Source organism: Pseudoalteromonas sp. MMG012, assembly GCF_018100875.1.
Taxonomy (GTDB): domain Bacteria; phylum Pseudomonadota; class Gammaproteobacteria; order Enterobacterales; family Alteromonadaceae; genus Pseudoalteromonas; species Pseudoalteromonas aurantia.
On sequence record NZ_JAGJEF010000067.1, the window covers coordinates 1 to 21,450 of the forward strand.

The following is a 21,450-nucleotide window of genomic DNA, read 5'->3' on the forward strand; positions in this document are numbered from 1 at the left end:
ACTGGCTCAACTAGATTGAACGATACGTCTTTTGTGGTTTATCTCCAATCTGACAATGTCATGTAGAAAAAGGTCAGATTGGAGCAAGCCTTTGTTTGTATTGTGATTAGACTAGCACCCATTGCTTGGCCAATGACAAATAAATGTAGAACCAGCCTTACCATCAGACTCTACTGTAATTTTGCCCCCCTGATGCTCTAATATTTTCTTCCCAATAGCCAAGCCCATGCCACTGCCTTCAACTTCATCTCTAGTTCTTAACGTTTGAAATTGCTCAAATATAATATCTTGATTTTTAATAGGGATCCCACAGCCATCATCTTCAATAAAGATACAATACATATTGGCTTGCTTTTCATAATGCACTTTAATGCATCCGCACTTATTTGGATGGTGTTTCACTGCATTCGAAATAAGAATATTGATAACTTGATTAAATAAGGTGCGTGGTAATGTTACCCGTCCAGAATCAATATCAAATTTAAAACTATCCGCATCAAATTGCTCAACACAATACACAACCGCTTCATTGAAATCAAAATCTGAATACGCTTCACTGTGTTTACCTACACGAGAGTACATCAGTAAGTCCGTTATCATTTGTTGCAGCCGTTCAGCTCGACTATTAATAAGCATTAGGTTAGTTTGACTTTCTTCATCGATATTCAAACCGATATCTTCTAATACCCAGGTAGTTAAATTCGCGATGGCATTGACTGGGCTTCTCAACTCATGAGAAGCCAGATAAATAAAATCAGCTAGCTCCTTTTTGGCCAACTCAAGCTCCGACTGCAAGCGCTTATTTTCAGTTTCGAGGCTTTTGTCGATCATGACTTTCAAATTATTTTTGATAGCAGTTGTCCTTCTTTAGTTTATGCCTACTTAAATACATAGTCGAAAACCGAGAAATATGTATTACATGCTTATTATATTGTAGTAACACAAGTAAAACATATACAAGCCAGCTCACACTTCACCCCTGAAGCAATGATTTATAAGTCTGTTACACCATTTCGCTAGACATCAGTGACGATAACCATACTAGCACCAGGTAATTAATGGCGCACACTTTCAAGTATTATGATGCATCGTCTCCCTAAGGTTGGTTATGCTGAAATTCACCTACCAATATAATAGGCACTATATTGGCAAATCCTACGAACAATATTTGGGCAAAAAAATACCCAGCCTAGCTGGGTATTTACAAAAATTAACTTTATTTCGTCAATTATAGAATTTCTAGTAACTCAACATCAAATACAAGTGTTGAGAAAGGTGCGATTGATGCACCTGCGCCACGCTCACCGTAAGCAAGCTCATGTGGAATGTATAAACGCCACTTTGAACCAGCAGGCATAAGTTGTAGTGCTTCAGTCCAGCCAGCGATAACGCCGTTTACTGGGAATTCAGCTGGCTCACCACGATCATATGAGCTATCAAATACTGTACCATTGATTAATGTACCGTGATAATGAACACGTACTTTAGAATCAGCTACCGGCTTTTCACCTTCGCCAGTAGTAACAACTTCATACTGAAGACCTGATTCAGTTACGGTAATTTCAGTGCGCTTTGCATTTTCTTCAAGGAATGAAATACCTTCAGCTGCAAGTACTTTAGATTCTTCTTCACGACGAGCTTGAATTTCAGTATTGATTTTTTCAAATGCAGCTTGGATCTCAGGGATCTCAACACGCATTGCTTCACCAGCATAAGCGTCTTTCATACCTTCAAATACTGAGTGCAAGTTTAAACCTTCAAAAGGGTTTGCTTTAAGTTGCTCACCCATTTGTAAACCAATACCGTAGCTTGCTTTTTCAGCATCTGTATTAAATAAATCTGACATTCTTAATTTCACTTTTTTGTTTCTATTAAAAGACCCGCGCAGTGTAACATAGCCATTATCGAGTTTAAATGCGATTAATCGAGCTTCTCAGCTTGCCATTGCTTGATTTGCAACACAGTATAAGTGGCAAAAGGCAAGCTAACGAGTAACCCGGCGATTAATTCAGCACTATACCCTGACAGTGTTTCAGAAAAGTAATAACCAAACCCAAACACACCACAGAGACTGATAACTATCGCGCTTAATAATGGTGATAGTTTCTCATATTTACTGATCAAGTGACCGACAAGTAAATTAAATAGAAATGTATAGACGAGTGTAGTTACTAAATTCGGGTCTTGCTGGCCATCAATTGATAATACCAAAGCCATTTTTAAGCCACTTAAATAAAAGAAACTAAATACTATCCACAACGCACAATGTTTAACTAAATCAATAGACATACAAGCTCCAAACGAAAAAAACCGCCGTTAGGCGGTTTTTAGAATGAGGTGGCGGAGAGATAGGGATTTGAACCCTAGAAGGGCTACAAACCCTTGCCGGTTTTCAAGACCGGTGCTTTCGACCACTCAGCCATCTCTCCGTTGTTGGCGCGAATACTAGTGGTTTTTTATGGCAGTGTAAAGAAAAACATAATTTTTTTGAATTATTAATAATACTGTTTCGGTCTGCGAGCAAACCACGCCCCGCACATACACAAACAAAATAAGCCTAAACTCACCAATGTAAAATTGATTGCAACAACAGAAAACTCTTTGACAGGTAACGCTACATTAAGTGCTAATGGCAATAAAGAAAGGCTACCAACAAATAGCAGTACTTTTAATGCTCGATAAAATTCGAATCGACGGCTATAATTCATCCATCCAGACAAAGCACTAACAATAACTCCGGATGCAATAAGTGCAAGTTTGACTTCAGACGTATTAGAAAAGATATACGTACTTATTAATGAGCCTATTAAGCCCCAACTAAGCCATACCCACCAGCTTTCTCGTTCTTTTAAAAATAAATTACCCATGATCTGACTTCTATTATTGTTTTTCAGACAGCTATAGACTACCAAATAAATCGGGCATAAAACAACCATTGATATAATATTCATAATTAGCGCTAAGTCTTGACGGATATAGGCGCATTTAAAACAAAAAAGCCTTAGTTTACACTAAGGCCTTTTTAAAAAATGCAATAATAAATTATGCAGATTTTTTACGTTGAGAAGCTTTTTGAGCCTGTTTTTGTTCTTTTCTCTGACGAAGTACTTCTTGTGCTTCGTGGCCGATATGCCCTTCTCCGCGCTCCTGTGCTAATTGAATTTGCTTTTGGCGCTCAGCAAATCGTGCTCGTTGCTCGTCGGTTAAGCTATCATGACAATGATGACAAGACACGCCTTCCATGTAGTACTCTTGCTTCATTTCTTCTTCAGTAATAGGCATACGACATGCATGACATTGCTCATATGAGCCTTTTTGTAAATCATGGTCCACTGCAACCCGGTTATCAAATACAAAACATTCGCCTTCCCATAAAGTTTCTTCTTTAGGGACTTCTTCTAAATACTTCAGTATGCCACCTTCCAAATGATAAACTTCATCAAAGCCCTGCTCCTTCATATAAGCCGTTGATTTTTCGCACCGGATCCCGCCAGTACAAAACATAGCCACTTTTTTATGTTTTTCAGGGTTGAGGTTATTTTCCGCCCACTCTGGAAATTCTCGGAAAGTTTTCGTTTTTGGGTCGATAGCGTGTTTAAAGGTCCCAATTTCAATTTCATAATCATTACGAGTATCAACCACTACGACCTCAGGATCCGAAATAAGCGCATTCCAGTCTTGTGGTTTAACATAACTACCAACGACTTCTAATGGATCAATCCCCTCAACACCCATAGTAACGATTTCTTTCTTAAGTTTTACTTTGGTGCGATAAAAAGGGCAAGTTTCATCAAAAGACTCTTTAGAAACAATATTATCTAAACCAGGTTGTGCTTCTAACCATGCTAGTAACGCATCAATTCCTTCGCGCTTTCCAGCCACGGTACCATTTATTCCTTCAAGTGCTAATAACAATGTGCCACGCACATCGTGTTGCTCCATGACATCATGTAATGGTTGACGTATTTGTTCAAAATTAGGTAACGATACAAATTTATAAAGTGCACATACTACAAACGGTTTAGACATTGATATTCCTATAATCAGCTTTTTTTGTCTATTCTTGGGGTTTTTTTGACCCCATAGATCATTTAACCGGAACGTAAATCCGGCGCTAGAGCGCGTATTGTACGGATTTTTGTTTTAATTGCAAAAACCTTGCTAACAAAACGCTTTTTACTATTAGTGAACGGCTTAGCTTTGCTATAATGGCCTGTCATAAAAAAATTGTTTTGGAGAAAAACGCTTTGCACTTTACCGAACTGGGCATAGACACCCGATTAGAAACACAACTTGCACACCAAGGGATCACTTCACCAACTGAGATCCAAAGTCAGGCAGTACCAACCGCGATTGCTGGCCATGATGTGTTTGCTCAGTCTAAGACCGGATCGGGGAAAACGCTCGCGTTCTTGCTACCTGCAATTCACCGCGTTATGAAACAACGAGCCCTCAGTAAACGAGACCCTCGAGTGCTCATTATTGCTCCCACTCGGGAGCTTGCAACCCAAGTATTTTCGCAATGCCGATTGTTAATTGCAGGAACCAGTATATCGGTTGTAAAAGTACTCGGTGGTGAAAACTTTAATGACCAAGTTAAAGCATTGCGTAAAGACCCCCAAATTGTCATTGGTTCTCCGGGCCGGATTGCCGACCATTTAGAGCAGCGTTCATTGCAATTGTCTGGGCTAGAGCTTCTTATATTTGATGAAGCCGATCGCATGCTTGATTTAGGATTTGCTCCACAATTAAATCTCATTAATGAACAAGCTAACCACCGACTGCGCCAGACATTATTATTCAGCGCGACACTCGATCATGCACAGGTAGAAGTTACGTCTCGCAATCTTTTACGTGCACCTAAAAAGATCATTTTAAGTGATGCGCATCAACAGCATGGTGATATCAAACAAACATTATTCTTTGCTGATCACCTTGATCATAAAGATGCATTATTAAAACACTTCGTGACCCAAGATAACGTAGGGCAATGTATCATTTTCACCGCAACGCGAAATGACACCGTGCGTATAAGCGAACTGCTGAATACACTGAAGATTAAAGCGGTTGCCCTTGCTGGTGACTTACCGCAAAATAAACGTCTCGATATTATGGATACATTTAGTCGAGGTTTATTTAAAGTTTTAGTAACGACCGATGTGGCATCTCGAGGTCTTGATTTGTTAAGTGTCACTCATGTAATTAACTTTGATTTACCCAAACAAGCCGAAGAATATGTCCATCGTATTGGCCGTACTGGCCGCGCTGGTTTCAAAGGCACCGCTATCTCATTAGTTGGTCCAAAAGATTGGAACAGCTTTGTTGCCATCAAAAATTACCTCAATGATACATTATCATTTGAAAGTGTTGATGGGCTAGAAGCTAAATTTAAAGGCTTTAGACCACCAAAGCCTAAAACTACAAAATCAGAAAAAGTAAAACCCGCCCAACCTAAGGCGACCAAAAAACCGCTTAGAAGAAAGCCAACAAAGCCTAAAAAGGCCATCCCTGCCCCATTTGATATTGACGGGCATGCTCCATTACGTCGTAAACCAAAGCCAACAGAGGAATAACCATGCTGGGTAGCATTCAAAATTTAATGATCAATGAATTATGTGCCGAAGGCGCATACCTAGACGGTCGCGAGTTAGGCGAGGTTTTTTTACCTAAAGCTGAAGTTGAGTCTCATCTAGAGCTAGGTGATAGCATACAAGTCTTTATCTTCCAAGATTCTCAAGGCCATATGACCGGAACCACGCAGACACCCATTGCACAAGTGGGTGAATTTGCACTGTTGCGCGTAAAAGAGATTAACAGCTTTGGGGCATTTCTTGATTTGGGTATCAGTAAAGATATCCTCGCGCCTTTCAATGAACAAAAACCAAAAATGCGCGATGGTCATAGTTACTTAGTTAAGTTATATCTTGATAATGCGAGTCAACGATTATGTGCTTCAAGTAACATCAATAAATTTGTTAATAAAATAGAGCCAGAATATACACCACTAGAAGAAGTCAATTTAATTGTCGCCTCAAAAACTGATATTGGTTATAAGATGATTATTAATGAGCAGCATTTAGGTGTTATATTTTTCAATACTATATTCAAGCGTATGTTTATCGGCCAAAAGCTTAAAGGCTTTGTCAAAACAGTACGCGAAGATGGTAAAATTGATGTCGTACTTGAAAAGCCAGGTATGGCAAAGGTGACAGGTTTAAGTGAGCAGATTTTAGCAGAACTCACTGCCAAAGGTGGCTTTATACCCCTTGGTGATAAGTCAGATCCAGAACTCATAAGAAAAACTTTCTCGACCAGTAAGGCAAACTTTAAAAAAGCAATTGGTGGTTTGTTTAAGCAAGGTAAAATTGATATCGAAGCTAAATCAATTACCCTACGAAAATAATTTGCAATTATATCTAAAGGCCCACTATTCGGCGGGCCTAGTAAAGGCATTTGAGTGCATTTGCTCTTCCCTCTAAATTATGACACTTTTTTACAAATATACTACGTATTTATAGCTATACTAACACCCTGAATAAAAAGGATATGTATGAAAAGTACGATTGGATGTATCATTATCTGTATCACGCAAACTGGGTGTATTTTTGTGCCTAAGGATGTCACCTATTATGATGAAAAATGCCAAGTTTATGCGAAGAAGAGTACGCTTGAATCGTCAAACAAAATGATCTCGCTAAGTGCATGTGGAAATGAAGTAACGTGTGGCGCAGCACTTGCGAGCGCAGGGTTAGTCAGTGCAGCTAGTTTGGTGGTATCAGGATCCATTTCTGTGATTGCCAACACGGTTTACTGGATTGAAAAAGAAAAAGGCTGTATCACTGACACGCAAAAGAAAGTACACCCTAAACAGCAGCTCGTACCAAAACCAACTGATACGTTACATGACATTTCTGTTAAGGAAGAAATAGTCACAAGTGAGCGCACCTAAAAAGCTTGAACTATTCATGTTATTCCAATGGTAAAGAACACTATATATTCAGAACTTATGCAAACCGCCTAACTATCAAAAACCGTACGATGAAAATGCAACTAAGCTGTGTTCACTTAATGACTGTAGCTAATACATCCGAATAATTCCCCCATCATAAACCCCTAAACGACATTCCCTAATGTCGATGGTATGTACAATAGTGAAAAGTCGAAATTTGTAACGCATTTTTGCCACAAAGTACATACTTTAAACAATAAAGTGGGCAAAGTATCATAAGCAACTTGTATGCTTTAGGTACCTTATTTGTAAGCCATTCATGAATTAATAATTACAGTTATATCTTATAATAAAATGTAATTTTCTTACTTATGCGATAAGATTACCATCCAGCCCCTTTTAAATTATTACCACTATTCATAAATCTATGAATAGTTCCTCCCATTTACTAATTCAAGGAAAGACCATGCCCAAGCTTACCTTTTTGGCCTCATCCATTGCTGTTACCCTTGCTGTTTTGAGCACGAGTGCTGAGTCAACTGAGCAACAAATAAAATTAACCACAGAAGTAATAGAAGTTACAGGCACACGTAGAAGCTTACGAAGCATTTCAGAAAGCACTGTACCTGTTGATATTATAGGTATTGATGACATGGAAAGTTCAGGTCAACTTGAGTTGAGTCAAGTATTAACTACTTTGATCCCAAGTTTTAATTTTCCGAATTCACAATTGGCCGATGGCACTGATCATGCCAGACCGGCTGTATTACGAGGGTTAGTCTGGTACTTATTAATGGTAAACGTCGCCATGCCGGAGCGCTACTTAACTTAAATGGCACCGTAGGGCGTGGCTCATCCGCTGTAGATTTAAATACAATACCAACAGCTGCCATTAAACGCATTGAAGTGTTACGAGATGGCGCCGCCGCTCAATATGGTTCAGATGCAATTGCTGGTGTTATCAACATCATACTAAAAGATGCTAACCATGGTGGCAGCGTGTCGTTAACCTATGGGCAGCATGATACTCAAATGGCAGGCTCAGCGCAGCTAACACAAATCTATGCTAACGAAGCAGGAGATCTGGCCTTCAGAAAAGGCAGCGATAGAAAACGAGTTGATGGTGAGACAACCACTTTCAGTGCCAATATTGGCTTTAGACCGTTCGAACATGGATTTATTAATCTCGCAGCTGAACTAAGGGACAAAAATGCCACTAACCGCTCTGGTATTGACCAACGTGAACAATATTCGCGTGACGGAAACGATAATCTTGACACAAGAGAGTTCTCAGCACAGCGTTATAATCACCGCTTTGGTAAGCCAGAAATCCAAGACCTCGCACTATTTTACAATGCAGGTTTAACGCTTGATGGGGATGCTCAGCTATATTCTTTTGGCAGTTACTCAGCCCGCGAAGGAAACTCAGGGGGGTTCTTTAGACGTGCAAAAGACAGTAGAAATGTTTCTGAAGTATACCCTGATGGATTTTTACCTCAAATAGAGTCTGATGTAAAAGACCTTTCTTTTGCTATTGGTATTTCTGGAACTCACGGAAACTGGGATTATGATTTAAGTACAAATTACGGTCGGAATGACTTTTCGTTCGCGGTGATCAATAGTATTAATACTTCTATGGGCCTTTCGAGCCCAACAGAATTCGATAATGGCGCGCTTGTTTATGGACAATGGCTAGTTAATGCTCAAGCAAAAACAGATTTTGATTTAGGCTTGTACGACAGTGTATTTTTTACCATCGGTGGCGAGTATCGAGATGAAAACTACAAGATCAACGCTGGCGAACTTGCGTCATACCTTACCGTGCTTGATTCACAAGGCCTACCTGTTGCCGCAGGAGGCGCACAAGTACTTACCGGTTTCTCACCGGCCAGCGCGGTGAACGAATCAAGAGATAACATTGCATTGTTTGCTGAATTTGATACATATATCAATGAAAGCGTAAACGTCATATTCGCAACCCGTTTTGAAAATTATAGCGATTTCGGTTCAACATTAACGGGAAAACTAGCATCGCGTTATGTCGTAAACGAACAACTATCGTTGCGTGGTGCCATTAGTTCTGGATTCAGAGCGCCTTCATTGGCACAAACGTCCTATAAATCTGTAGCCACTGTTTTTGAAAATGGCGTGCCCAATGAAGTTGGCTTATTCCCCGTTAATACAGCTGCCGCCCAAGCGCTTGGCGCTAAGCCGCTAGAAGCTGAAAAGTCCACCAATATGACTGGTGGGTTTATTTATGAACGCGACCAATTTAGCTTTACGCTCGATGCTTACCAAATAGATATCAACGACCGAATTGTACTATCTGAAAACTTAAGTGGATCCGCGGTAGAGCAAATATTAACAGAGGCAGGTGAGAATAATGTTCAGCGGGTACGCTACTTCACCAATGCCATTGATTCTCGTACTAAGGGGGTCGATATAGTAGCGACTTACAATTTTGATGTTAAAAACCTAGGGCAATTAAGGCTCAGTGCCGCGATAAACTTTAATGATACTGACGTTACAAATGTCAAAGCAAACCCTGCAGAACTTTCAGCATTAGGTGAAAGTTATCAGTACTTTGCGCGTCGCGAAATTGCCCGTTTTGAAGAAGGTACACCTAAAGACAAATGGAACCTTGTTGCAAAGTGGCACTATCAGCAATTTACGACAACGCTAAAAGCAACACGTTATGGAGAAGTTGTTGATTCATCGAGCAACATTGATAACGACGAGGTGCTTGCAGCAAAATGGATCGCAGACTTAGATGTCGCTTACCGCATTAACGAGCAATGGCGCATTGCCATGGGGGAAAACAACCTATTTGACCAATATCCTCAGGATACCGTTAGTAATATTGGATTTAGTAACTTTAATCAAATATTCCCCTACTCTGGCTTTTCAGCTTACAACACCGATGGGCATTTTGTTTACGCGAAAGCATCTGTCACCTTTTAATACGCCGCCATTAAAAAAGCCAAACAACAGTCTGGCTTTATATTTCTTTTAGTTTGAGAAAGGCTCTAGTGCAACGCAGCTGTAAATGGAATACTCTTACAGATCTCAGCTTCGGCAATTAACACCTCTTCTAAGCGCGTATCAATGAGTGCTTTATCGAAGTATTCATACGCCAATTCAACAAATAGATTTTTATGCTTTTCTTCTGATTTAGCAATGGCCACATAAAACTCTTTTTCTTTGCCTTCAGGCAAAGCTTCTGCGACCAAAGAGAACCGTTCGTGTCCTCTCGCTTCTATAACAGCAGCGACCAATAGGCGGTCAATTAAAAATTCGTCTTTACCGTTTCTAAAAATGGCTCTAATTTTTTTTATATAGGGGTCTTTTTGATCATTACCTAAAATTATTTCTCGCTCATTCAGCAACTTTAACACTTGTTTAAAATGGATCATTTCTTCAATTGCGAGATCAGCCATCGCCTTCACTAATTTTATTCTGTCTGGATAATGGCTCAACATAGACATGGCCATACCTGATGCTTTCTTTTCCGCTGCGGCGTGATCTTGTAAAAAGGTGCCAAAGTCTTCAAGTACTTTATGTGTCCATTCAAATGGTGTGTGATATTTTAATTCAAACATACTTACTTCTCTTTTATCCTACCTTTCTACTCATTCATAAATATCTAGTAAAAAGCACTAACTAAAAATTGCGTGCATTCTATCGCACATACCAGCGATGACAAAGGCTAAACTGGCGATAATAACACCGTATCTTTATCGACTTTGCCTTCTCGAGTAGAAGACACTTTGAGTGGGTGTTTTATCATATTCCAAGCCGTCACTTTGCCCTTTTTATTCAAAAACGGCATTGTCGCTTGCGTTTCTACCTGTAAAAATTCAGCAAGCTGACTCATTGCATCATCCGTCGCTAAATTTAATTCAATATAATCGAGGTTGTGTTCATTGAAAAAATTAATCGCTAATGCTTTATGCTCATTGTAACACTGTGTTAGAAATTGATTATCGCTTGTATTATTAGGCGTGAGGCCATAAAACGTCGTTAAATAGCACCGCTTAATGGTGTCATTAAATCCACCTTGCTCACTAAATAAATTGTTCGACATACGTGTTAGTAACTGCGATATAGAAGGAAGCCACTGATCAAGCGCTCTATCCAAGTATATGTATTTGGCATCTGGATAGCGATTAGCTAACATTCGATAATCATTAAAGATTGGGGTGTCTGCTAAGACTTCAGCATTTTGAAACGTTTGTCTCGTATAAGCGGTATGTGCCGTCTTAAACCCCAGCTCTAAACATGCTACACATACGCTAGTTGTACCCGTTCTGGGCAGACCCACTATAAACACTTTTTTCATTAAACGATATACACTATTAAACTCGTTGCACTGAGCCCTGATAATACCAAAAACGTTAACGCCATGCCCACGACTCGAAGTTTTAAATTCTCTCGCTTAATCGCTTGCCAATGAATAACCCTAGCTACAAGAAACACAACGCCAGCAGTATGCACTACCCAAGAGCTAATACCTTGAAACTCTAATATAAATAATAATATAAGGGTAAGCGGAGTATACTCACTAAAATTTGCGTGGGCCCTAATGGCATTCGTTAAAGACCGATTTCCACCATCCCCAAGCCCTACTTTTTGTTTTTTGCGAATCGCTATAATTTCAAAGCTTAATTTAATATAAAATAATATAAGCAAAGCCGCATACAGGCTGATCGTCATAGGTCACCTTGTCATGAATTAGTGTAAAGTGGCCAATATAGCGAAAATAAACGTGGAGCACCGCTTTTATTTAGTTATCAATTGTGTACACCGCATAGACTTTGGCGTTTAGTGTTAATGCCCCAGTGTTATAAGCTTGTTCAACATTTCCTGATGATGCATCCATTAGCTTCATTGACTCAGCACGTGCGTATGGCGTACGAGGTGTTTCCATGGGCGAGAATGATACAGAATACAAGCCATCTAATTTAACTTCAAAATCACTCGCAAGCTCTTTTGCTGCCAATTTAGCATCCTTAATTGCCGCCTTGTTTAAGTCTTTCATTAACGTACTTCTATTACTGACTTCAAACTGGGTGTTATTAAACTCGTTAATGCCTGCATCAACCAATTTTTGTAGTAATACAGGATAGTCCTCAAGCTTTTTCAACGTCAATGTGAGTGTACGGCTGACTCGAAAACCCTCGAACTCTTCTTGATTAGTTGTGCGATTGTAACGAGTTTGCCTATAAACATTAAGCTGTTCAGCATGAATATCGTCCACTCGAATATGGTGAGACTTGGCGATAGCAATTGCATTGGCCATTATATCATCCACGGTTGTCTTTGCCTCTGGAAGCGCTTTACTTTTTTGGGTAATTGCAACTCGAATAACCGCCTGATCAGGTTGCACCTGCATGTGCGCATTGCCTTGGACATAAAGGTGAGGCGTTAGTGGCAAAGAGCCTGCATAACTGTGTGCACAAAACAGTGCTGCAACAACGGTCGAAATTAGTTTCATATTTGTATCCTTATATATTACTGCTAAACATTGAAACATAATGGCCTTAATCATGGCTGAATATTATAGGCATCTCTTAACCCTTGCTCTATAAACACCATCTCCTGTTTAAAAAACAAACCTTTATGTGCGTCAATAATCATTTGCTGCAAAGCGCTATTTTCAAGTGCTAGCTCGAACAAACTAACTGCCTTTCTGCCTTGTTCTGAATTAGCACAAGCAATATAACCAAATATTGTGAGGTCCGCACTCTCTATTTGATGATAAGTCACGCCATCACGTTGTGCTTGTTGTTTATGATGCTCTATGAAAACTGACGTATATTCAATAATACCATCCAGCTTTCCTTAAATGAGCATTTCACGCAGCCGATAAGCACTATTAGCCCCCTCTCCTACAATCAAATTATTACGGTAGGTTGCTATAAAATCGTCTACTTCCTTTCCATAAGAACGCCCTTTAGTCACTCCCACACGTAACCCTTTAGAAACGACAATCTCTTTCAAAGAAAGCTTTTTTGGTAAATTAGGATGACCACGGAGGATCAACCTATTGGCTGGAAATGCCATCAACGGATATTCAACAAACAAAGCGATTGCTTCACGCTCTGCTGTTTTTACTTTGTTATATAAGCAAATATTCGGATAGGTCTCAAGCTCACGCCACTCTCTAAGGCGGCTTGCTGGAATAAACTCTAATGACACTCTACCCTGAAGTTCGCGTTGCACGTTCAACAATAGCATCGTTGCTAAGTCTGTTGGCTCTTCACCTAAGCTTGGGTTGTAATCTGATGCAATTTGAATTTTCAACGGCCGAGTATCCGCCATTGATGTAAATAAAACCAACGCTAGCAAACAGGTTTTGAGCATTTATGCCTCCAGTTAGGTGAATAAAATGCGTATCTCCTTAGCACTTGAATTATCAGTATAGAATATTTTTGATACAAAAAAGCCAGCATGTGCTGGCTTAAATAAAGTGAATTAGATACTACAACGTTTGTAATTCCTATATTTCGGTAGCCAGTAATTCCGATTAATAGCAGCCCAAATCGCATCATCATCCATTTCAAGCGCAACACCTTCTTCCATTGCGGCTTTAGCAACTGCGAACGCAATGCGTTTACTCAGCGCTTCAATCTCAACTAATGCAGGAAGTAAACTGCCTTTACCAGTATTGGCAAGCGGTGACGACTCAGCCAATGTTTTACTTGAAACCATTAACATTGCGTCTGTAATGCGTGTCGCTTTAGCGGCAATAACACTGAGCCCAATACCTGGAAAAATATAACTATTATTACATTGTGGAATTGGGAATGTATTACCCTCAAATTCAACAGGATCAAACGGGCTCCCTGTGGCAACAATCGCTTGTCCTTTAGTCCACTCAATAACATCTTTAGGGTGTGCTTCTACTTGACGAGATGGATTGCTTAGAGGGAAAATGATTGGCCGTTCACAGCCACTGTGCATTGCACGGATCACTTGCTCAGTAAATAATCCAGGCTGACCAGATACACCAATTAAAATATCAGGTTTTGCACAGTGCATAACATCAAGTAATGAAGCAAAATCACCACTATAACTCCAATCTGCAAGTGCGTCTTTTGATTGCATTAATGCAGCTTGGAAATCACGTAAGTCACTCATACCTTCAGACAGTAATCCAAAACGATCTACCATATAGATTTGGCTGCGCGCTTGCTCGCTTGAAGCGCCTTCGGCTACCATTTGGCTAATAATTTGTTCGGCAATACCGCAACCTGCAGAGCCAGCACCTACAAACACCACTTTTTGTTCTGAGAGCTTTGCACCTTTAACACGGCAGGCCGCTAACAATGAACCAACAGTAACTGACGCAGTGCCTTGAATATCATCGTTAAAGCTGCATATTTCATTTCGATAACGTTTAAGCAGTGGCATTGCATTAGGCTGCGCAAAGTCCTCAAACTGGAGTAACACACTAGGCCAACGACGCTTTACAGCATCAATGAACAAACCTAAAAACTCATCATACTCGTCTTGCCCGATACGCTTATGACGTGCTCCCATGTACATAGGGTCATTTAGTAACTTCTCGTTATTAGTACCAACATCTAACATAACAGGTAAGGTGTACGCTGGGCTTATGCCTCCACATGCGGTATATAATGACAATTTACCAATTGGGATCCCCATACCACCAATACCTTGATCTCCTAAACCAAGAATGCGCTCTCCATCCGTCACAACGATGACCTTGACTTTGCCTTTAGTCGCATTTCTTAAAATATCGTCTATTTGATAACGATCTTCATAAGAAATGAACAGACCTCGAGAGCTGCGATAGATATCAGAAAACTTTTCACACGCGTCACCCACCGTTGGTGTGTAGATGATCGGCATCATTTCTTCTAAATGGTCACGCACCAACCGATAATAAAGTGTTTCATTGTTGTCTTGAATAGCACGCAAGTATATATGCTTATTTAAATTATCATTGAAGCTAGAATATTGTTGATAACAACGTTCAACCTGTTCTTCGATTGTTTCAAAGCGCGGTGGGACCAATCCCGTTAAATTAAAATTCTCTCGCTCACTTTGGCTAAATGCACTGCCCTTATTAAGTAGCGGCGTTTCAAGAAGATTAGGGCCAGAGAAAGGAATATATAGATAATTTGGATCTGTTTTTTTAGTCATATTTGCAGGCTTGACACATTTTAAAAGGCTAAGAATTTATTATTGCTGAAAGTGACCAAATATCAATGAAATTCGTTCACATCAGACCAATACAATCGACTCTGTAAACACATTGTTAAACGTAGTACAGAGCCAACTATTATAGCGTAATTCTTTCTGCAAACCTATGACTATTAGTTACTTTCACCAAGAGCAATACCTTCTCGACGTGGATCAGCGCCACCTAAAAGCACACCATCTTGGACTTGGATCACATGCAGCCCGGAATTTAAGTCTCGTATTTGTACTTTATGCCCTCGTTGTTCAAATGTTTCTTTTTGCTCAACAAGATTTGTCCCCTTCTCAAGCGTTGTATAACGATTTCGATTCGTGATTTTTGGCAAATTGATGGCTTGTTGTGGGCTTAAACCCCAGTCGAGTATTCCAATAATCGTTTGAGCCACATAATTAATAATACGGCTACCACCGGGGGAACCTACGACCAATTTCAAACTCCCATCCATGTTAAACACCATAACCGGCGACATCGAACTTCTTGGTCGTTTATTCGCCTCAACCCTATTTGCCATCCACTTGCCCCCTTTCTTAGGGCTGAGTGAAAAATCGGTTAACTGGTTGTTTAACAAATAACCATTAACCATGACCGTAGATCCAAATCCCATTTCAATCGAGCTGGTCATAGATACTGCATTCCCTTCCTCATCTACGATAGAAACGTGGGTTGTTGACGGCAACTCATAACCATCACCTTGTGCGTACACTAACACGTCACTTTTAGGAAGACCGACAGGTACATGATGGTCATCTTTATCAGTAATGAGTTGAGACCGCTTGGTTAAATAGCGTGAATCTAGTAATGCTTTGGTGGGTACATCAACAAAATCAGGATCGGCAACATAGTGATTTCGGTCCGCAAAAGCTAACCGAGATGCTTGAGTAAATAGATGCAATGCGTACGCATCATTCGCTTTATATTGACTCAGCTTCTTCGCTTCTAACAACTTCAGTATTTGCAGCACAGCGATCCCTCCGCTACTGGGTGGCGCCATAGAGCATACTTTGTATTGATGGTAAGGAATGCAAATCGCATCTCGTGTTTTACTCGTATACTTAGCCAAATCACTGAGCTGCAATGTCCCCGGCGCAATTGCCGAAGTTTGCACAGCATCGACCATCTGTTTGGCATACGGTCCACTATAAAATGCATCAATGCCGTTATTAGCCACTTGTTGGTACAATTGTGCTAGCTCTGGATTATTTTTTAGTGTGCCAGTGGCTAATGCTTGACCGTTTGGATAAAAGTATTCCTTGGCCGGCGAGAGTTTTGACAAGCCAGGATTAAAGTTCTTTTCGAGCAACATATTAAGCCTAGGGGAAACAACAAACCCTGATAAAGCAAGCTCAATTGCAGGCTCAAATAGCACTGACCAGTCAAGTTTACCATGGTCGTTATGCGCACTTTGGAAGGCATGAAGTAAACCAGGTACACCCACTGAGCGTCCGCCGACAACGGCATCAATCCAACGGACAGGCTTTCCTGTTTTATCTAAAAACAGTGTATGGTCAGCGCCTGACGGGGCTGTTTCCCTACCATCATACGTGATTAGTTTCTTGGTTTTGTTATCAAAATACATTAAGAATGTCCCACCGCCAATACCCGATGACTGTGGCTCAACTAACGTCAAGACCAGCTGAGTGGCAATAGCAGCATCAACTGCATTACCACCTAGGGCTAGCATTTTTTGACCTGCTTTAGTGGCGTAAGGGTTTGCCGCTGCAACCATAAATCTATTTGCGGTAACTTGTTGTTTGTTTTGTAGCCCCGTCGCCCCTTCTGGCTCTCGGGTTTCTCTTTGCTGTTTTCCTCCCGAAATACACGAAGAAACCAACAAAGTAGAGGTGATGGCGACGAGTAATGGCACAGACTTAATCATTTTATTCACTTTTGTATTGTTCTAAGCATTGGCATCATAAAAGTAAATAGGCACAATATGCAAAAAATAAAGATGCTTATAACCAAATTATTATGCTCGACTTACCTTTTGATAAAAAATATATTTTACCACCTCTTTGCCTAATATTGCTAAGTACACTGTTAATGCTGTTCAATAACAATGCATTATTAGAGTTTAACCGCAGCCTCATCGAACAACATCAGTGGTGGCGGCTATTCAGTAGTCAGTTTGTTCATGCCAATTGGACTCACTTAGGGTTAAATGTACTAGGTATTGTATTTATATGGATCCTTCATGCAGAGCACCGTAGCCCGGTTTGTTTCGCGTTACATACGCTATTTTTAGCAATTTGGACCGGTACAGGCATATGGCTTTTTTGTCCTGATATCAATATTTACACCGGATTAAGTGGCTTGCTTCATGGCGTAATAGTTTGGGGGGCTATCAAAGATATCAGCGTGGGAATGCGCTCGGGCGCTTTACTGTTCATTGGCATTTGGATAAAACTAGGTTGGGAGCAATGGCAAGGTCCTAGCGCTGATGTTGGCGCGTTAATCGAATCACGTGTTGCGATTGAAGCACATTTAATTGGTGCACTCGGTGGTTTGTTGTTAAGTGCGACGCTACTCTACCCCCCAAAAAAAGGTAACTAGACTAGAAATTTTCCAGGATAAAATAAAAAACGCCAACTCAAAATGTTGGCGTTTGATACATGCAGTGTACCTTATAAAATCATAAATTTTCTTTAAATAGCTTGTATATACGGCGATATTCATCTAACCAACTAGAAGGTTGTACAAAACCATGGGGCTCTACGGGGTAAATAGCCGTTTCAAAGTCTTGCTTTTCAAGTTCAATTAATCGCTGTACGAGTCTTACTACATCCTGAAAGAATACATTGTCATCAATCATTGGCGCATTGATCAACAAGTCATTCTTCAAGCCTTCAGCATGATAAATCGGTGAACTTCTGCGATATGCAATTGGATCAACATCAGGGTGATTCAAAATATTCGAGGTATAGGGTGTATTGTAGTATGCCCAATCAGTTACAGGACGCAGTGCTGCACCCGCCTGGAATAAATCTGGTTGCGTAAACAAAGCCATAAATGTCATAAACCCGCCATATGAACCGCCATACGTGCCGACTGCATTGGTATCAACATTCGCATGTTCAGCCATCCATTTAACGCCATCAGCTAAATCTTCAATTTCTGGTTTACCCATTTGACGGTAAATAGCGGTGCGCCAATCTCGACCATACCCTTTTGATGCGCGATAATCCATATCCATAACTACGTAGCCTTCACTTGCTAACAGTGAGTGGAACATGAATTCACGAAAGTACCCAGACCATCCCATGTGAGAGTTTTGTAAATAACCCGCTCCATGATTAAAGATAACGGCTTTACGTTTTTTACCGACTTCACCTTCAACATAATCAGCCGGATAGTACACTTTGGCATACACTGGCTGTTCGGTGTGACTTGAAGGCACTGCCACTATTTTTGGCGCAATCAATTTCTTATTCAAAAATGCATCTGATACAGTATTCGTCAAACGCGTTACCTGCGCGTTCGTTTTAGCATCGGCCACATATAGCTCATTCGGCATCATTATTTTTGAATGATTTAGAAGTAGCTTTGATTCATCCGGACTCAAACTATAATCGGTCATACCATTTAAGTCTGTGAGCGTTTCTTTCTCGCCTGTATTTGGATCTACTCGATAAATTTCATATAAACCCGGGTGATCAATATTCGCTTTAAAGTAAATTGCGCTATCGTCTTTACTCAATGTTAAATTCGAAACGATATAATCACCTGACGTTAACTGTTTAGACTTCCCCGATAAGGGCTTTATGTATATGTGGCTATAGCCTGACTCTTCAGATAAATAATAAAGTGTGTCTGAATTATTCAACCAGCCAAAATCATTGTATGTATAGTTTACCCATGCGTCATCATGCAGACGATGCTGTGGCACAAACTCATTTGCTTCAAAATCTACAGTTGCAATCCAGCGGTCTTTGTTATCCCATGCTTCAAGCATAACAGCAACCTCAGTTCCAGATTGATTCCATTGAATGGCACTTTGATCCCAGCCCCAATCGCTTATCAAGTTAATAGAACGAGGTGCTTTAACTGCTTTGTATGTCTCTCCTAACGCTTTCGCATTCTCAGCTTTGACAGCGGCCAATACGTCCTCATCAAAACCAGGTAACGAATTATAGCTCAGGGTAACTTGATTATTTCGGGCCAAGTCAAGTAGTAGTACGTCGGAACTTGTTGCTTGTGCTTGCGCTACACGGCGACGCGCTTTAACAGGGTCGATATCCCCATTTTGGCTGACATAGTTAGGCATAATGTCAGTAGCCGCTCGCCAATCTGCGTTATTTGCTGTAACTACAATCAATTTATTACCTGCTGGTGATAAACTCGCTGATACTAGATACTTGTCTTTCCCCAAGTAAAAATGACTATTCGCGATCGTCGTATTCTGTTGTTTAAGTTGCTCTAGGCGCTGTTCTTTGTCTTTGCTATTTTTATGCTGTAAAGCAACATACTGAATCAGATTATGCTGCTCTTGTGCTATATAGCCTTTAGGCTCCAACGTACCTTTAGGCGCATCATCTAAGTGCAACTTTACTAGCTCTTTTGATTGGCCGGTATTGACATTAACTGTATAAAAAGTATTTCCAACTCGATATGCAATATCACCCGTTAGTAAAAACTTCAGCTGAGATGCACTTTCTGATGAAAAGGTAAGCTGCTTTATTTCACCAGAGCTAATGGCTTTTACAAATATATTACCCTTAAAAGTATACGCTTGATGTTTTGCATTATCAGAGTATATTGCGTTATCCGCACCAATAGAGTGCAACTCTGCCAAAGTTACAGGAACCGGCGCGCTATTGTTAGCTACGATAAACGTATCTTTTAAATCAGTTCCTTCTTGCTTTTGTTTAAACACAACAGTGTTACTATCAGCTGCCCAAAACGCACTTTGTGGACTTCTCCCTAACCAATCTGGGTGAGCCATTGCTTGTTCTAATGTTATTTTTTCACCACCAAAGTCGACGGAGGTGGTCACAACGGCTGCAGGTGTTATTTGTGGCTGAACCTTGTTAGAGGAGTGACTTGTTGTTTGGCAACCAGTTAAAAATAAACTTGATGCTATAGCGGCTGAGATAATAGATTGTTTAATCATTGCGCTTCTGTTGTTATGAAAATTGTCTCATTTAAGCAAATATGTCTTCATATTTCGACTTATTTAAGACTAACAACCAAGTTTCAAGATAAAAAAAGGCCAGTAAAGGTTACTGGCCAAATACTCTCTGCGCTCACATAATCGTTGATGGACAACGAGTATGAAGTGAGGCCTATCCACGCCTCATAAAATAAGACCGCCGAAACCACAAAAGAGTTCCAAATTAAATCAAACTTTTTACGAAATGTAACCATCTTTTATTAGTAATAAAAGCACACTGCTTACTATGATCCATAAAATCATAGCCATAGCGAATGGCCGCCAGCCAGTTTCTATGAGTACTTTTCTCGAAACGCCAGCACCAATCAAGAATAAAGTCGCAACCAAGATGTGTTTTGCCCCCGAGTAGACACTCTGCCAAACAACTTCGAACTGTTCAAACCACGTATTGCATAATGCCGCAATTAGAAACCCAAATATAAATAGTGGAATGCTGGCCTTTTCATCACTTTTCCAAAAAACGCCAGCCAATGCTGTATAGGGAATTATCCACATCGCCCGCGTTAACTTTATCGTTGTTGCAATACCCACCGCCAATGGGCTAAATGTTGCCGCTGCTGCAACCACACTACTGGTGTCATGAATAGCCAGTGCAGCCCAAACAGCAAATTGCTGATCTGAGAGTACAAAGTAATGGCCAATAAGGGGGAATATTATAAGGCCTACCGCGTTTAACAAAAACACCACTGCAAGCGCAACAGCAATTTCATGTTCCTTGGCTTTAATAACTGGCGCCATAGCTGCAATGGCACTACCGCCACATATTGCGGTACCAAAAGAGATTAAAATACCGGTGTTTTTATTTATCCTAAATAGTTGAGTCAGTATTTCTCCTAAACCAATGATTGCGGTAATGCTAACAATGGTTAACACGATTGAACTGCGACCGACTTCTAGTACATCATATATATTGACATTAAAACCGAGTCCAATCACTGCGACTTTAAGCATCCATTTACTGACTTTGCTACTCCAATCCTCCATGGGGTTTCCCCAGCACCACGTAAACAGCATCCCCATGGCAAGGGCCAATGCGGGCCCAACTAAGGATGTAAAACTCGCAATAAATAACAACAAGAAACTAAATTGACTAAAAGTCATCATATG

At 40.4% G+C, this 21,450-nt stretch carries 19 protein-coding genes, 1 tRNA gene and 1 pseudogene; 5 read left to right on the forward strand and 16 right to left on the reverse strand.

Annotated elements, in window-relative coordinates; all coding sequences use genetic code 11:
- Window positions 1–111 precede the first annotated feature (111 nt).
- The 6 genes from J8L97_RS18030 to J8L97_RS18055 form a co-directional block, all read right to left on the reverse strand.
- Window positions 112–831: an ATP-binding protein gene (locus tag J8L97_RS18030; protein ID WP_211051928.1), complete on the reverse strand. Its 720-nt coding sequence runs from the start codon at window positions 829–831 to the stop codon at window positions 112–114.
- Window positions 832–1,228: 397 nt separating this feature from the next.
- The gene (locus tag J8L97_RS18035; RefSeq protein WP_192507416.1) at window positions 1,229–1,846 is read right to left on the reverse strand and encodes an FKBP-type peptidyl-prolyl cis-trans isomerase; all 618 of its coding nucleotides are present in this window, start codon (window positions 1,844–1,846) and stop codon (window positions 1,229–1,231) included.
- A 74-nt stretch (window positions 1,847–1,920) separates the two neighbouring features.
- The gene (locus tag J8L97_RS18040) at window positions 1,921–2,289 is read right to left on the reverse strand and encodes a hypothetical protein (RefSeq protein ID WP_211051930.1); all 369 of its coding nucleotides are present in this window, start codon (window positions 2,287–2,289) and stop codon (window positions 1,921–1,923) included.
- 49 nt (window positions 2,290–2,338) lie between these two features.
- A tRNA-Ser gene (locus J8L97_RS18045) sits at window positions 2,339–2,429 on the reverse strand.
- A gap of 66 nt (window positions 2,430–2,495) precedes the next feature.
- Entirely contained in the window at window positions 2,496–2,867 is a 372-nt protein-coding gene (locus tag J8L97_RS18050; RefSeq protein ID WP_192507414.1) for a hypothetical protein, read from the reverse strand.
- Between the two features lie 175 nt (window positions 2,868–3,042).
- Window positions 3,043–4,029, reverse strand: a complete 987-nt coding sequence (locus tag J8L97_RS18055; RefSeq protein ID WP_211051932.1) for a rhodanese-related sulfurtransferase — start codon at window positions 4,027–4,029, stop codon at window positions 3,043–3,045.
- Window positions 4,030–4,247: 218 nt separating this feature from the next.
- Here J8L97_RS18055 and J8L97_RS18060 point away from each other — a divergent pair, with 218 nt between their 5' ends.
- The 4 genes and pseudogenes from J8L97_RS18060 to J8L97_RS18075 all read left to right on the forward strand — a co-directional run bounded on the left by J8L97_RS18060 (window position 4,248) and on the right by J8L97_RS18075 (window position 9,910).
- Window positions 4,248–5,573, forward strand: coding sequence for a DEAD/DEAH box helicase (locus tag J8L97_RS18060; RefSeq protein ID WP_211051934.1), 1,326 nt, complete (start codon window positions 4,248–4,250; stop codon window positions 5,571–5,573).
- Window positions 5,570–6,403, forward strand: coding sequence for a S1 RNA-binding domain-containing protein (locus J8L97_RS18065; RefSeq protein ID WP_211051953.1), 834 nt, complete (start codon window positions 5,570–5,572; stop codon window positions 6,401–6,403). The genes J8L97_RS18060 and J8L97_RS18065 overlap by 4 nt, the downstream gene beginning before the upstream one ends.
- A 147-nt stretch (window positions 6,404–6,550) precedes the next feature.
- Complete coding sequence (locus J8L97_RS18070) at window positions 6,551–6,949, forward strand: hypothetical protein (protein WP_211051936.1); 399 nt, start codon at window positions 6,551–6,553, stop codon at window positions 6,947–6,949.
- A 466-nt stretch (window positions 6,950–7,415) separates the two neighbouring features.
- Window positions 7,416–9,910 (forward strand): annotated as a pseudogene (locus J8L97_RS18075) (TonB-dependent receptor plug domain-containing protein).
- 65 nt (window positions 9,911–9,975) lie between these two features.
- Here the strand turns inward: J8L97_RS18075 and J8L97_RS18080 are convergent.
- The 8 genes from J8L97_RS18080 to ggt form a co-directional block, all read right to left on the reverse strand.
- Complete coding sequence (locus J8L97_RS18080; RefSeq protein WP_192507409.1) at window positions 9,976–10,548, reverse strand: tRNA-(ms[2]io[6]A)-hydroxylase; 573 nt, start codon at window positions 10,546–10,548, stop codon at window positions 9,976–9,978.
- Between the two features lie 107 nt (window positions 10,549–10,655).
- Complete coding sequence (locus tag J8L97_RS18085; protein WP_211051939.1) at window positions 10,656–11,288, reverse strand: sulfotransferase family protein; 633 nt, start codon at window positions 11,286–11,288, stop codon at window positions 10,656–10,658.
- Window positions 11,288–11,662, reverse strand: coding sequence for an MAPEG family protein (locus J8L97_RS18090; RefSeq protein WP_211051941.1), 375 nt, complete (start codon window positions 11,660–11,662; stop codon window positions 11,288–11,290). The genes J8L97_RS18085 and J8L97_RS18090 overlap by 1 nt, the downstream gene beginning before the upstream one ends.
- 70 nt (window positions 11,663–11,732) lie before the next feature.
- Window positions 11,733–12,443 carry an SIMPL domain-containing protein gene (locus J8L97_RS18095; protein WP_211051942.1) on the reverse strand — a complete coding sequence of 237 codons (711 nt, stop codon included), beginning with the start codon at window positions 12,441–12,443 and terminating at the stop codon, window positions 11,733–11,735.
- Window positions 12,444–12,493: 50 nt separating this feature from the next.
- Window positions 12,494–12,715: a hypothetical protein gene (locus tag J8L97_RS23595; RefSeq protein WP_247688726.1), complete on the reverse strand. Its 222-nt coding sequence runs from the start codon at window positions 12,713–12,715 to the stop codon at window positions 12,494–12,496.
- 75 nt (window positions 12,716–12,790) lie between these two features.
- Entirely contained in the window at window positions 12,791–13,312 is a 522-nt protein-coding gene (locus J8L97_RS23600; protein ID WP_247688727.1) for a hypothetical protein, read from the reverse strand.
- Window positions 13,313–13,423: 111 nt separating this feature from the next.
- Window positions 13,424–15,118, reverse strand: a complete 1,695-nt coding sequence (locus tag J8L97_RS18105) for an NAD-dependent malic enzyme (protein WP_211051943.1) — start codon at window positions 15,116–15,118, stop codon at window positions 13,424–13,426.
- Between the two features lie 173 nt (window positions 15,119–15,291).
- The gene (gene ggt, locus J8L97_RS18110) at window positions 15,292–17,052 is read right to left on the reverse strand and encodes a gamma-glutamyltransferase (RefSeq protein WP_211051944.1); all 1,761 of its coding nucleotides are present in this window, start codon (window positions 17,050–17,052) and stop codon (window positions 15,292–15,294) included.
- Between the two features lie 92 nt (window positions 17,053–17,144).
- Here ggt and rrtA point away from each other — a divergent pair, with 92 nt between their 5' ends.
- Window positions 17,145–17,726: a rhombosortase gene (rrtA, locus tag J8L97_RS18115; protein ID WP_192507402.1), complete on the forward strand. Its 582-nt coding sequence runs from the start codon at window positions 17,145–17,147 to the stop codon at window positions 17,724–17,726.
- A 79-nt stretch (window positions 17,727–17,805) separates the two neighbouring features.
- Here the strand turns inward: rrtA and J8L97_RS18120 are convergent, their stop codons facing one another.
- Together J8L97_RS18120 and J8L97_RS18125 are read right to left on the reverse strand one after the other, a co-directional pair.
- Window positions 17,806–20,283, reverse strand: coding sequence for a prolyl oligopeptidase family serine peptidase (locus J8L97_RS18120; protein WP_211051945.1), 2,478 nt, complete (start codon window positions 20,281–20,283; stop codon window positions 17,806–17,808).
- A gap of 237 nt (window positions 20,284–20,520) precedes the next feature.
- Window positions 20,521–21,447: a YeiH family protein gene (locus tag J8L97_RS18125; RefSeq protein ID WP_211051947.1), complete on the reverse strand. Its 927-nt coding sequence runs from the start codon at window positions 21,445–21,447 to the stop codon at window positions 20,521–20,523.
- Window positions 21,448–21,450: the final 3 nt, after the last annotated feature.

Coding starts and splice junctions, on each gene's coding strand:
- J8L97_RS18040 (WP_211051930.1), bottom strand. CDS start 2,289: ATGTCTATTGATTTAGTTAAACATTGTGCGTTGTGGATAGTATTTAGT.
- J8L97_RS18125 (WP_211051947.1), bottom strand. CDS start 21,447: ATGATGACTTTTAGTCAATTTAGTTTCTTGTTGTTATTTATTGCGAGT.
- J8L97_RS18070 (WP_211051936.1), top strand. CDS start 6,551: ATGAAAAGTACGATTGGATGTATCATTATCTGTATCACGCAAACTGGG.
- rrtA (WP_192507402.1), top strand. CDS start 17,145: ATGCTCGACTTACCTTTTGATAAAAAATATATTTTACCACCTCTTTGC.
- J8L97_RS18055 (WP_211051932.1), bottom strand. CDS start 4,029: ATGTCTAAACCGTTTGTAGTATGTGCACTTTATAAATTTGTATCGTTA.
- J8L97_RS18105 (WP_211051943.1), bottom strand. CDS start 15,118: ATGACTAAAAAAACAGATCCAAATTATCTATATATTCCTTTCTCTGGC.
- J8L97_RS18030 (WP_211051928.1), bottom strand. CDS start 831: ATGATCGACAAAAGCCTCGAAACTGAAAATAAGCGCTTGCAGTCGGAG.
- J8L97_RS18120 (WP_211051945.1), bottom strand. CDS start 20,283: ATGATTAAACAATCTATTATCTCAGCCGCTATAGCATCAAGTTTATTT.
- J8L97_RS18095 (WP_211051942.1), bottom strand. CDS start 12,443: ATGAAACTAATTTCGACCGTTGTTGCAGCACTGTTTTGTGCACACAGT.
- J8L97_RS18085 (WP_211051939.1), bottom strand. CDS start 11,288: ATGAAAAAAGTGTTTATAGTGGGTCTGCCCAGAACGGGTACAACTAGC.
- ggt (WP_211051944.1), bottom strand. CDS start 17,052: ATGATTAAGTCTGTGCCATTACTCGTCGCCATCACCTCTACTTTGTTG.
- J8L97_RS23600 (WP_247688727.1), bottom strand. CDS start 13,312: ATGCTCAAAACCTGTTTGCTAGCGTTGGTTTTATTTACATCAATGGCG.
- J8L97_RS18090 (WP_211051941.1), bottom strand. CDS start 11,662: ATGACGATCAGCCTGTATGCGGCTTTGCTTATATTATTTTATATTAAA.
- J8L97_RS18080 (WP_192507409.1), bottom strand. CDS start 10,548: ATGTTTGAATTAAAATATCACACACCATTTGAATGGACACATAAAGTA.
- J8L97_RS18050 (WP_192507414.1), bottom strand. CDS start 2,867: ATGGGTAATTTATTTTTAAAAGAACGAGAAAGCTGGTGGGTATGGCTT.
- J8L97_RS18035 (WP_192507416.1), bottom strand. CDS start 1,846: ATGTCAGATTTATTTAATACAGATGCTGAAAAAGCAAGCTACGGTATT.